Below are 12355 nucleotides of genomic sequence, written 5' to 3' on the forward strand. Positions count from 1 at the left end.
GCGGAATGCTTCTCTCCCAGATTTTTGGCGGGCACCCCGTGGAAGAATGGCACCATGACTGCTATTCCAACCGCAAAGGCCACCATCCACACCAACCACGGCGACATCGCTGTCAATCTCTTTGGCAACCACGCGCCGAAGACGGTGAAGAACTTCGTGCGCCTCGCCACGGGCGAGATTACCTGGACCCACCCGCAGACGGGTGAGGAAACCTCGAAGCCGCTGTACGACGGAACTATCTTCCACCGCATCATCAAAGACTTCATGATCCAGGGCGGGGACCCGCTGGGCCAGGGCATCGGCGGCCCGGGATACAAGTTCGATGACGAGATCCACCCCGAGCTCGACTTCAACGAGCCCTACAAGCTGGCCATGGCCAACGCCGGGATCCAGGGCGGACGCGGAACGAACGGGTCACAGTTCTTCATCACCTCGGTGCCCACTACCTGGCTGCAGGGCAAGCACACCATCTTCGGTGACGTCACCGACGAGGCTTCACGGAAGATCGTGGACAAGCTGAACGCGATCGGCACCGATATGCGCGACAAGCCCCTCGAGGACGTCGTCGTCAGCAGCATCACCGTAGAGCAGCTCTAGACTCCGTGTCCTACGGAGTCCCCGCGGGCAGTCCGTCGCAGGAGGCGCCGGTCTGCCCGCGGCACCCCGACCGCATCAGCTACGTCCGGTGCCAGCGGTGCGGCAGGCCGGCGTGCCCGGAGTGCCAGCGCCAGGCCGCCGTGGGCATCCAGTGTGTCGACTGCATCGCCGAACAGGCGCGCAACACCCCCAAGACCACCACCGCCTTCGGCGGCGCGGCCACCTCCGGCCGGCCGGTGGTCACCGTCGTCCTCATCGGCGCCTGTGTCCTGTTGTTCCTGCTCCAGATGGCCGTCCCGGGCCTGACGGCGTCGCTGCAGTATGCCCCGCTTTACACCGCGGGCTATGCCGGGACCATCGACGCCGAGCCGTGGCGGATGTTTACCGCCGCGTTCCTCCACTCGCCCAACTTCCTGCTTCACATCGCCTTTAATATGTACGCCTTGTGGATCCTGGGCCAGTCACTGGAGCCGGCGCTCGGGCGCGCCCGTTTCCTGGCGCTGTATCTGCTCTCCGCGCTGGGCGGTTCCGTGGGGGTCCTGCTGCTGAGCAACCCGTTCCAGCCGGTCGTGGGAGCCTCCGGCGCGGTCTTCGGCCTCTTCGGTGCCCTCTTCGTCATCCAGAAGAAGCGGGGCGGGGACGTCCGCCAGATCCTCGTCCTTATCGCCGTCAACGGGGTGCTGGGCTTCGTCGTGCCGGGCATCGCCTGGCAGGCCCACCTGGGCGGCCTGCTGACCGGGGCCGCCGTGGCGGCCGTGCTGGCCTACGTGCCCCGCGGCCGGCTGCGCCCGGCCCTTCAGTGGAGTGGGGTGGGGGCGGTGACGGCTGTCCTCGCCGTGCTGACCTTCCTTGGATCGGTCCTCATCACGGTCTAGGCCGCCCCGAACGCTGTGCACAACGAACCGGAAAGGGATCCGGCTGCCGCTCAGGCCGCCGGATCCCTTCGCTTTATCCACAGGGTTTATCCACACAGGGGAAAACTTACACACATGTAATTCCACAGATGTGGATAACAATGGGGCGGCACTCGGCGGATCGGGAGGATTTCCCCCAATCTTCTCCACACCTGTGGATAACTTAGTGCACAACGTGTGTACAGGGAATATTGGGACAAAAGTGACTGCTGTCACTAAGGGTCCGGAGCTAGATTTCCCCCACGCCCCGCGTTCTGTCCACAGCGGCCTCCCTAGATCCCCATCCCCCTGGGCCGGCGCTCCTGGCGGACGCGTTCCCGGCACCCCTGGAGGCCGGTGCTGTAGAGACGGGGTTTCAGGCCCCGGTCCCGCTCGGTGGGGCCGGTTCTCCGGCGCCTCCACGCGGTGGAGATTTCCGCCGTCGGGCGGACCGTAGGCCGTACGGCCAGGACCGCAGCGCGCCCGCGGTACGCCACCCGCCGGTCACGCGGTTGGTCGAGGGGTCGGATACGAAGACCGTCCCGGCGGCCGGGGAGGTCGACTCCCGGCGCAGGGCCAGGATGTCCATCAGGGGGTGGATGCAGCGGGCGTAGAGGCCCGGCAGGAAGCGGGCGAGCGGGATAGCGGCGCCCTGGAGGCGTCCCACCACCCGGACCGGCCGCGGACGGCGCACGGTGCGCACGATGGCGCGGGCGACGCGTTCAGGGGCAACCACCGGGGGAAGAGGGTGGACCTCCCGGCCGGTGTAGTTCGCGGCATGCTGGTAGATGGGGGTGTCGATGGTGGCCGGCAGGACGGCGCAGATGGAAATCTGCGGAGCGTCCCGGTACTCGTGCCTCAGCACCTCGGCGAAGCCGAGCAGCCCGAACTTGCCTGTGACATACGGGGAGATATAGGGAGCGGAGACCTTGGAGAACACCGAGCCCACGAGGACGAGGGTGCCGCGGCCCTGTGCGCGGAAGTGCGGAAGGACGGCGCGGGCTCCATGCACCTGGCCGAAGAGCGTGGTCTCGACGATGCGGCGGAAGACGGCTGACGGTGTGTCCTCGAAGGTCCCATAGCTGTAGGTGGACGCGCACCCGATCCAGGCGTCGACGTGCCCGTAGGCGCGCAGGGCCGCCTCCATCAGGGCCTCGACGTCGGCCTCACGGGTCACATCGGTGGGAACGGCTACGGCCCGGGCGCCGAGCGCGGCGCATTCGGCGACGACGTCTCCGAGGCTCTCGGGCGAGCGCGAGGCGAGGACGAGCCGGGCGCCGTTTCCGGCGAAGGCGTGGGCCGTGGCCCGGCCGATTCCGCTTGAGGCTCCGGTGATGACGACGACGTCCCCGGGCGCGGGCGTCCCCTCAGGAGGGCCGGCGCGCGTCCCCACCGGACATCGGCTCCGTCAGCGCCAGCGCGTGGTCATGAGGAACCCGATAATCGCAATACCGAAGCCGGCGACGATATTCAGTCCTTCCCAGGACCGCACGGGCAGGGTGCCTTCGGAGATGTAGTAGACGATGATCCACAGCAGGCCAAGGATCATCAGCCCGAACATGACCGGCTTGTACCAGACCGGGTTGGGCTTGGGCTCCGCTGCGACAGCAGTCCTGACCGGTGCGGTCTTCCTGCGGGGCTTTGACTCGGGCACTTATCCTCCTTGACGGGCCGGGCGGGAACGGCCGGCCTTCAATGGCGCGGCGGGGCCGCCCGACGATTTTCCGCGCCGGCTCGAGCGGACTCCGGCGCGGGCACGGTTCCTGCTGTCGATTCTAACCAAGAATCCAGCGGTCGGGGCGGGGACTGCAGGGCCGGCGCCGGAAGACGCGTCCAGTGCCCCGTTCCACGGCCCCGATGCTGTCGGCAGGTCTGGACGGTGACACAATTGGATCTATCACCCAGCAACGATTGGCATTTGTGAAATGGCTGATTCAGTCCGGATTCTCGTCGTCGACAACTACGACAGCTTCGTCTACACCCTCGTGGGGTACCTTCAGGAACTCGGGGCGGAGACCACCGTCGTGAGGAACGACGACGTCACCCTCGCCGAAGCCGCGGCCCTGGCCGAGAGCCGCGACGGCGTCCTGGTGTCCCCCGGCCCCGGCACGCCCGCCGACGCCGGCGTCATCGTCGACCTCATCCGCTGGTGCGGCGACCATGCGAAGCCGATGCTCGGGGTCTGCCTGGGCCATCAGGCCCTCGCCGAGGCCTACGGGGGCACGGTGACCCACGCACCGGAACTGATGCACGGGAAGACCTCGCTCGTCGAGCACACCTCCCAGAGCGTCTTCGCGGGCCTCCCGTCGCCCCTGACCGCCACCCGCTATCACTCGCTGGCGGCCGTCAGCGAGGACCTTCCGGCCGAACTCGAGGTGACGGCCCGCACTGCCAGCGGAATCATCATGGGCCTGGAGCATCGAACCGCACCGCTGTGCGGGGTGCAGTTCCACCCGGAGTCCGTCCTCACCGAGGGCGGCTACCAGATGCTTGGCACCTGGCTTGAGTCGCTGGGGCTTGAGGGCGCGGCGGCGAAGGCCGCAACGCTCAGTCCACTGATCTCCCGCTGACCCCGATCACTGACCTCACTCACTGACCTCACTCACTGACCGGGCCGCTGTCCGTGGCCCGGCTTCCCGGGGCGCGTGGACTCTTCCCGCCGGGTTCGGGGGTCGGTATTGTGCGGTCACGGTACAGCGGTCAGGGATCGTTCGGCTTGGGCTTATCGCTTGGTTTTCCCGAGCCCGGAGGGCTGGTCTCCGTCTCGGGGGCGGGCTCAGGCGTAGGATCCTCGACCGGCTCCGGCTCCGGCGCACGGGAAACGGTGAGGACAATTTCAGTCCCCTGGTTCACCTCGGAGGCCGCCGGAGAGCTCTGCTCCAGGACCGTGCCGGGCTCCGCATCCTTGTCTTCGGCGACCTCCACCCTGAAGGGCAGCTTCACCGCGGGATCGGCCAATGCGGCCTCCGCCTCCGCCCGGGTCAGCCCGATGAGCTGTGGAACGCTCACCTTGCCGTTTGAGAGCACGAGGTTTACTGCGCTGCCGGCCGGGACTGACTGCCCGGACTCCGGATCCGTGGAGACCACGCGGCCCTGCGGCATGTCGGGGCTCAGCGTCTCGGAAATTTCACCGCCCTTGAGGCCGACGGCCTCAAGGGCCTCCCGGGCCGAGGACTCTGTCAGTCCGGCGAGCCCCTCGGGTACCGCGATGTTGGCCGGACCCTTGGAGATCGAGATGGTCACCCGGGACTTGGCTTCCACCTGCGCACCGGCGGCAGGGTCGGAGTCAATGATCAGCCCCGCCTCCGTCGTGGCATGGAAGCGCTCTTCAACGATCGGGATGAGGTCGGCTTCATAAAGCGTCGCGACCCCGTCGGCCTCGGTCATGCTGGCTACAGCGGGAACCTCGATCCGGGGTGGAGCCTCCGGCTCTGTCCTGCCCACGGAGTACAGGAGGGCATAGCCGGCCGCGAGAACCACAAGCAGGGCGGCCAGGACCCACACCACAATCCAAGCCCGGCGGCGAGAATTGCGGTGCGCGCCGTCGTCGTAGTCCTCACCGGGTGCCGGGAGCAGGTCCTCTTCACGGTGGGTCAGGGAGGCGAGCGGTGAGGCTCCGGAGGAGGGCACCCGATCCATGGTGCGGGTGGCGGGGGATCCATCCTCCTCCGCTGGGAAAGGCAGTGCCGCTGCCGGAACCATCCGGGTCGCAGGCTCCACGGTCGCCAGAGCCTGGGTGGGCAGCGATCCGGTGTCGCTGAAGACCTTGCCGCGGCGGGCGTCCTCAAGGGCCGCCGCGAAGGAGGCGGCGTCCTGGAATCGATCCTGCCGGTCCTTCGCCAGGGCCTTGGCCAGCACCGAGTCGAGAGCCGGACTGACCTGCGGATTGAAGCTGCTGGCAGGTTTCGGTTCCTCCCGCACGTGCTGGTACGCCACCGACACCGGGCTGTCGCCCACGAAGGGAGGCCTCCCGGCCACCAGCTCGTACAGCAGGCACCCGGCCGAGTAGAGATCGCTGCGGGCATCGACGGTCTCGCCCCGGGCCTGCTCGGGCGAAAGGTATTGGGCAGTGCCCACCACGGCCTGGGTCTGCGTCATGGTGGCGGCCGAGTCGGCCATCGCCCGCGCGATGCCGAAGTCCATGACCTTCACGCGGCCTTCAGGCGTCACCATAACGTTCGCGGGCTTGATGTCGCGGTGGACGATTCCGGCGCGGTGGCTGTACGCAAGCGCGGACAGCACGCCGGCCAGATACCGCACGGCATCCTGCTCGTTCAGCTCCCCGGACCTCACCAGGTCCCGCAGGGTGCGGCCTTCCACGTACTCCATCACGATGAACGGCACCCGCACCTCGTGGTCGGGCCGGTCGGGGATCTCCTCCTCGCCCGTGTCGTAGACGGCGACGATATTGGGGTTGTTCAGCCCCGCCACCGCCTGCGCTTCCCGGCGGAACCGTGACTGAAACAGCGGGTCCCGGGCGAGGTCCTTGCGCAGGACCTTGATCGCGACCGAGCGCCCCAACCGGATGTCCCGGCCGAGGTGGACGTCGGCCATGCCGCCCCGCCCGATCAGGTGAAGGACCTCGTACCGGCCGTTGAGGACACGCTCGGCGGTCATCGGGATTCCCTCCACGGCGGCCTCACGATCCCGGGCTCGTCGCGTCGGGCGTGGGCGAGGACGATTCCTCGTCGGCGGGCGGCGTCGTGGGAGGGGGGCCCGAGGAGACGATGTACCGGACCTCGGAACCCTCATTGAGGTTCGTGCCTTCGGCCGGATCGACGCGGAGGACCGAGCCCGCCGGCTGGTCGGACACCTCGGAGCCGGCGTTGACCGGAGTCAGGCCCGCTTCGACGAGGCGCTGGCGGACCGTTCCCTCGTCCTGGCCCGCGAGACCGCCGGGGACGGCGACCTGGCGGGGGCCCTCGGAGAAGGTCAGCTGGATGGTCTGCCCGGGGCTGACCGTGCCCACCGGGTTGATGTCGGTCACCGCGCCGGCCGGTTCGGGCGATGGCTCGCCGGTGCGGTTCACCGACAGGCCCAGGGCGGTGAGCTCCGCGGTGACCTCGTCAACATTCCGTCCCAGGTATGCATTGGGGTCGATGACGATCGCCGCGGGCTCCGGCGTCGTCTGCTCCGGCGTCGGCGAGTTCGTCGTGGGGGTGGGGCGCGGACTCGGAGCGGTCGAGCGGGGGGCGGAACTTGTCGTGGCGGGCGCGGGGTCTCCGCGTTCGCCCGCCAGGAGCGGCCAGATGAGCATCGACGCCAGCGCAAGAAGGGCGATGAGCACAAGGATGATGACGGGAAGCAGCCAGGGGTTCCGGCGGTGCTCCTCGCGGTCCCGCGGCGCCTCCGGTTCCACCTCCTCCTCGGTCCAGTCCCGGGAAGCGGCAAGACCGCCGGTCCCTGCGGCGGCTGGAACCGCGGCTGCGGCGGCAATTGTCGGCATCGCCGAGGTGGACGGAGCGGGCACCGCGCGCGTGGCGGCGGTGTCCTGGCGGGGCACGGCGGCTGTTGCCTCGGCGTCCCCTCCGAACAGGAGCATGCCGGGGACCGCGGCCTCGGCGGCGCGGATCGAACCGGCTCGGATGGCGTCAACCGCCCGGGACAGGGATTCGGCGTCCGCCGGCCGGTCGGAGGGGTCCTTCGCGAGCATCGAGGCGATCAGTGCCCGCACCGGGTGCGGGATGTGCTCCGGAAGCGGCGGAGGGGCGTCGTTGACCTGGGCCAGGGCAATGGCGATCTGCGACTCTCCGGAGAAGGGGCGCCGGCCGGCCAGCAGCTCATACCCGATGACGCCCAGGGCATAGATGTCGCTCGAGCCGGTGGCCTGCTGCCCGGTCGCCTGCTCGGGCGCGAGGTACTGGGCGGTGCCCATCACCTGGCCCGTCGCGGTCAGCGGCACCTGGTCGGCGAGCCGGGCAATGCCGAAGTCGGTGATCTTCACGCGCCCGTCGGGGAGGACGAGGATGTTTCCCGGCTTCACGTCGCGGTGCACGAGTCCCTGCCGGTGGGCGACAGCGAGGGCGGTGGCGGTCTGGCCAATGATCGAGAGGGCGCGGTCCGGGGAGAGCACGCCTTCGCGCTCGATCACCGCCGAGAGGGGCTGGCCGGGCACCAGTTCCATCACGAGGTAGGCCGAGCCTTCTTCCTCGCCGTAGTCGAAGACGTTGGCGATGCCCTCGTGGTTCAGCAGGGCCGTATGGCGGGCCTCGGCGCGGAAGCGGTTCAGGAACGCGGGGTCCCCCGAGTATTCCTCTTTAAGGATCTTAATGGCGACGACCCGGCCCAGCACCTTGTCGCGGGCCTTCCACACCTCGCCCATGCCGCCGATGGCGATGCGTTCGGTCAGCTGGAATCTGCCGCCCAGGGTGATACCCGACGTAGGCCTCACTGGTTCAACACCGCCTCAATGATCTGCTTGGCATTTGGACTTGTGAGCTGCGATCCCGTGGCCAGGTCGACATCCTCCATGACAATCGTGACGGCGACCTGGGGGTCCTCCGCCGGGGCGAAGCCGGTGAACCAGGCGTTGTCCCCGCGCCCTTCGACCTCGGCGGTGCCGGTCTTGCCCGCCACCTCGACGCCCGGAATCTGGGCGCCCCGCCCGGTTCCGTTGTCCACGACGTTCACCATCCACTCGGTCAGCTGATCCGCCGTGCCGGCGCTGACCGATTCGTGGAGGACCTCCGGTGAGGGTGAATCGATCAGCTCGAGGTCGGCGGCCCGCACGGCCTTGATGAGGTTCGGCTTCATCAGGACGCCGTCGTTGGCGATCGCCGAGGCGACCATGGCCATCTGGAGCGGAGTCACCTTGACGTCGAACTGGCCGATGGCCGACTGGGCGAGCTCGGGCTGGCTGAGGTCGCTGGGGAACTGGCTGGCCTCGACGGCCACGGGGATCTGGTGCCGTTCCCCGAAGCCGAACAGCCGGGCCTGTTCCTGGATGGCATCCTCGCCGAGGTCCCAGGCGATCTGGGCGAAAGGCGTGTTGCAGGACTGCTCGAGGGCGAACTCGAGGTCGGCGGTCGTGCGCGTGGCGCAGGTTCCATTGACGTAGTTGGGCAGGCCGATGGTGGTGCCGGGAAGGGGGAGCACGGGCGGGTTGGGAATCTGGGACTCGGCGTCGTAGTCGCCGGATTCGAGCGCCGCGGCGGCGTCCACCAGCTTGAAGACCGACCCCGGGGCCACCAGGGATTCGGTGGCCGGGTTGCGGTAGATGGACAGGCCGGGGACCGCCGAGAGCTGTTCGACGTTCCGGGCGGCGATCTCGGTGTCGTGGACGGCGATCAGGTTCGGGTCGTAGGAGGGCTTGGAGACCATGGCGAGGATGTTCCCGGTCGCGGGCTCGGTGACCACGATGGAGCCGCGCTGGCCCTCCGGGATCAGGTCCCAGGCGAGCTGCTGGATCTGGGGGTCGATGGTGAGCTCAACCGAGGCGCCCTGGCTGCTGGCACCGGAGAGGAGTCCGACGATCCGGTCGTAGAACAGCTCGTCGCTGGTGCCCGAGAGCAGGCCGGCCGAGGCCTGCTCGAGCTGCGTGGACCCGTTGACCAGGGAGTAGAAGCCGGTCAGGTGGGCGTAGAGGTTCGGCTCGTTGTAGACCCGCTGGAAGTTGAACTGGTCGTTGGAGGGCACCGACTCCGCCACTGCCTTGCCGTCCACGAGGATCGCCCCGCGGGGCCGGCCGAAGTCCTGGTAGAGCTGCCGGTTGTTCCAGTCGTTGGTGTTGAGTTCCTCGGCCTCGAAGAACTGCACGTAGGTCAGCGATCCGAGGATGAGGGCGAACATCCCGATCGCCACCACCCATGCGCTGCGGATTGCCTGGTTCAACGTGATCCCTCCTTGGGGCGCCGTGGAAGCGCCCCCCTGCCTGAAGCCGACAGAACTGCGGCCGGTTCACTGGGGGCGGCCGTCCGCACCGGTCGGCGGGCGGTCTCCGAAATCAGCAGCAGCAGGGCGACGATGATCCAGTTCGCCAGCAGTGAGGACCCGCCGGCGGACATGAACGGGGTGGTGAGCCCGGTGAGGGGAATCAGCCGGGTGATGCCGCCGATGACCACGAAACACTGGAGGGCGATGGTGAAGGAAAGGCCGCAGGCCAGCAGCTTCCCGAACCCGTCCTTGGTGCCGAGGGCGGCCCGGAATCCGCGGGAGACGAGGAGGATGTACAGCAGGATGATGGCGAACACTCCGATCATGCCGAGTTCCTCGCCAAGCGCGGCAATAATCATGTCGCTGTTGGCATATGTCACGAGGTCGGGCCGGCCCTGGCCGAAGCCGGTTCCGGCCAGCCCGCCGTTGGCCAGTCCGAAGAGCCCCTGCACCACCTGCTGGCTTCCGCCCGGGGCCCGGTTGTACACCTCGGGGTCGAAGGCGTTGAGCCAGCTGTCGAAGCGGAGCGCCACGTGGCTGAACAGCTCAAGGGCGATGAAGGCGCCGACGCCGATCATGGCGAGACCGATCAGAACCCAGCTCACCCGGCTCGTCGCCACGTAGATCATGGCCATGAAGAGGCCGAAGAAGAGGATCGAGGACCCGAGGTCGCGCTGCAGGATCAGCACGCCGATGCTCACGAGCCAGGCGGCGATCATTGGGGCAAGGTCCTTGAACCGTGGGAGCTGGAGGGGGCCGAGCTTCTTGCCGGCCAGCAGGATCAGATCCCGGTTCGTGGAGAGATAGCCTGCGAAGAAGATGGCCAGGGTGATCTTGGCGACCTCTCCCGGCTGGAAGGTGCCGAAGCCGACATTGATCCAGATCCGAGCGCCGTTGATTTCGAGCCCCAGCGGGGTCAGCGGCAGCAGCAGCAGGATGGCGCTGACGATCAGCGAAATGTAGGTAAACCGCCGGAGGATGCGGTGGTCGCGCAGGAAGATCAGCAGAACCGAGGCGGCAACAATCGCCACCGCCGTCCAGGTCAGCTGCTGCGGCGCCACGGGAACGAAGTCCGGATTCTCCATCCGGGGCAGGTCCAGCCGGTGAATCATGGCAAGGCCGATGCCGTTCAGGGCGATGACGATCGGAAGTATTACCGGATCTGCATATTTCGCTCGGATGCGGAGGATGAGGTGGACGAGGATCCCCATGCCCACCAGGGTTGACGCCTGCCGCCAGAAGTAGTCGTTGAAAGGCTCCTCGCGCTCAAGCCCGGCTACGAAGTTGGCGCCCACGGCTACGGCGAAGGCAAGCAGCAGCAGGGCCGCCTCGACATTGCGCCGCGAGCGGGGGACGGTCAGTACATCGCTCATTCGAGGTTGCCTCCACAGTCGGCGGTGACGGCACCGGGGTCCGCCGCAGCACCCGAGGGTGACGGCCGGGCCTGCGGCGTCGCCGTCGCGCCCGCGGCTGCCGAGGGGGATGCGGACGGGGATGCGGAACGTGATGCCGAGGGGGATGGCGTCGGCGAGGGGGATGGCGTCGGCGAGGGGGACGCCGAGGCGGAGGAACCGGGGGTCGGTTCGGCGCTCGGGCCGTCGGTGGCCTGAGGGCCTCCCTCCGGCGCGCAGCCCACGGCGCGCAGTTCACCGCGCAGGTCCTCGATGATGCGTTCGGCTTCCCGGAGGTTACTGGCGGGCAGGCCGCCCTCCAGCTGGGAGCGCCGGAACTCCGGGAGGTTCGACACCGGAATGGTGGTCCGCTCATAGACGTGGCTGAGCTGGATGGGACCCAGCGTCTGCGGGACGCCGTTGTAGACGGCCACCCGGTCCCCCGCCGCCGCCACGTAGAACCGGGTCTGCGTCCAGGTGTAGCCGAATCCGAGCACGGCGAGCAGGATCAGCACTCCGAGCGTGACGAAGGCCGGGCCCAGCCAGCGACGGACCCGGCGCGCCGGAGCCTCCTCGAGGGGACCCTCGGGCGTCTGGGCCTTGTGGGTGAGCATCAGGGCGGCCCGCCGCTCGGTGGAGCGCTGGGTGACGATCGGGATCTGGCCGGTCTCGGTGGCAAGCGCCGCGGCACCCACCAGGAGGTGCGGCCGGCTGAGGAGGTCCTCACGGATCAGGTCGGCGCGTACGGCCGGTTCTGTGGGCTCTCCGGTACCGGCGGCCGCGGCGCCGGCGGGTCCCGCGGAGACCTCGCGCTCCCCCGCCGCCTCACGGGCCGAGGGCAGAACCGGGCGCAGCTCCGGCTCGGGCTCGTCGCCGGTGGTCAGGGCGACCTCGACGACGGCGACCGTGACGTTGTCCGGTGACCCACCGGCCAGGGTGAGCTCAACCAGCGCGTTGACACACTCGTCAAGGTTCGGGGTCTCCCGAACGATCTGCTCGACCATGCGGTCGTTCAGTACCGCTGTGAGTCCATCCGAACAGAGAAGCCACCGCTCGCCCGGCTCGACCTCGAGGGTCTGCAGATCCAGCTCCGGGCTCGCATCGACGTCGCCCAGCACCCGCATCAGGACGTTCTTGTGGGGGTGGACATCGGCTTCCTCGGGGCGGAGCCGGCCTTCATCGATCAGGCGCTGCACGAATGTGTGATCGGTGGTGATCTGCTCAAAGACGCCGTTTTTCAGGCGGTAGGCCCGGGAGTCACCGATATGGGCAAGTTCGAGCCGGTCCCCGTTCAGCAGCAGGGCGGTCACCGTGGTGCCCATCCCGGCAAGCTGCGGGTTGGTGCTGACAAGTTCCGAAAGCAGGGAGTTGGCGGTCTGGATCTCGTCGGCCAGTTCGGTGCCGGCGTCGCCGCGCTGATGGCTGCGGTCAAGGTGGACCAGGTCCAGGACGGTGGAGGCCGAGGCGATGTTGCCTCCGGCGTGGCCGCCCATCCCGTCGGCGACCACGGCGAGGTAGCGGCCTACATAGGCGGAGTCGTCGTTCTTGGCGCGGACCATGCCCACGTCGGAGCGCGCGGCGAACCGCAGGAAGTAGGCCATG

Annotated in this window: 10 protein-coding genes; 3 read left to right on the top strand and 7 right to left on the bottom strand. The window is 68.5% G+C overall.

Annotated elements, in window-relative coordinates:
• Positions 1-54 precede the first annotated feature (54 nt).
• Together I6N91_RS12495 and I6N91_RS12500 are read left to right on the top strand one after the other, a co-directional pair.
• Positions 55-597, top strand: coding sequence for a peptidylprolyl isomerase (locus tag I6N91_RS12495; RefSeq protein ID WP_198812997.1), 543 nt, complete (start codon positions 55-57; stop codon positions 595-597).
• A gap of 5 nt (positions 598-602) precedes the next feature.
• The gene (locus I6N91_RS12500) at positions 603-1472 is read left to right on the top strand and encodes a rhomboid family intramembrane serine protease (RefSeq protein ID WP_198812998.1); all 870 of its coding nucleotides are present in this window, start codon (positions 603-605) and stop codon (positions 1470-1472) included.
• Between the two features lie 394 nt (positions 1473-1866).
• Here the strand turns inward: I6N91_RS12500 and I6N91_RS12505 are convergent, their stop codons facing one another.
• Together I6N91_RS12505 and I6N91_RS12510 are read right to left on the bottom strand one after the other, a co-directional pair.
• Positions 1867-2883 carry an SDR family NAD(P)-dependent oxidoreductase gene (locus tag I6N91_RS12505; protein WP_198813000.1) on the bottom strand — a complete coding sequence of 339 codons (1017 nt, stop codon included), beginning with the start codon at positions 2881-2883 and terminating at the stop codon, positions 1867-1869.
• Positions 2884-2898: 15 nt separating this feature from the next.
• On the bottom strand, positions 2899-3144 hold the full coding sequence (locus I6N91_RS12510; RefSeq protein WP_198813002.1) for a cell division protein CrgA: 246 nt from the start codon (positions 3142-3144) through the stop codon (positions 2899-2901).
• Positions 3145-3415: 271 nt separating this feature from the next.
• On the opposite strand from I6N91_RS12510, the gene I6N91_RS12515 reads away from it, so the two are divergent.
• Positions 3416-4060: an aminodeoxychorismate/anthranilate synthase component II gene (locus I6N91_RS12515; RefSeq protein WP_198813005.1), complete on the top strand. Its 645-nt coding sequence runs from the start codon at positions 3416-3418 to the stop codon at positions 4058-4060.
• 130 nt (positions 4061-4190) lie between these two features.
• Here I6N91_RS12515 and pknB read toward each other — a convergent pair whose 3' ends face one another.
• The 5 genes from pknB to I6N91_RS12540 are packed head-to-tail and all read right to left on the bottom strand — an operon-like array spanning position 4191 to position 12354.
• Entirely contained in the window at positions 4191-6107 is a 1917-nt protein-coding gene (gene pknB / locus I6N91_RS12520; protein ID WP_198813008.1) for a Stk1 family PASTA domain-containing Ser/Thr kinase, read from the bottom strand.
• Positions 6108-6129: 22 nt separating this feature from the next.
• A complete protein-coding gene (locus I6N91_RS12525; protein ID WP_198813011.1) occupies positions 6130-7881 on the bottom strand; it encodes a protein kinase in 1752 nt (583 codons plus the stop codon).
• Positions 7878-9320, bottom strand: a complete 1443-nt coding sequence (locus I6N91_RS12530; RefSeq protein WP_198813014.1) for a penicillin-binding protein 2 — start codon at positions 9318-9320, stop codon at positions 7878-7880. Before I6N91_RS12530 ends, I6N91_RS12525 begins: the two co-directional genes overlap by 4 nt.
• Positions 9317-10735 (bottom strand): FtsW/RodA/SpoVE family cell cycle protein, encoded by a 1419-nt coding sequence (locus tag I6N91_RS12535; RefSeq protein ID WP_198813017.1) that lies wholly within the window; start codon positions 10733-10735, stop codon positions 9317-9319. The genes I6N91_RS12530 and I6N91_RS12535 overlap by 4 nt, the downstream gene beginning before the upstream one ends.
• The gene (locus tag I6N91_RS12540; protein WP_233091808.1) at positions 10732-12354 is read right to left on the bottom strand and encodes a PP2C family serine/threonine-protein phosphatase; all 1623 of its coding nucleotides are present in this window, start codon (positions 12352-12354) and stop codon (positions 10732-10734) included. The genes I6N91_RS12535 and I6N91_RS12540 overlap by 4 nt, the downstream gene beginning before the upstream one ends.
• Position 12355: the final 1 nt, after the last annotated feature.

It is taken from the genome of Arthrobacter sp. MSA 4-2 (genome assembly GCF_016405885.1).
Classification (GTDB): Bacteria; Actinomycetota; Actinomycetes; order Actinomycetales; family Micrococcaceae; genus Arthrobacter_D.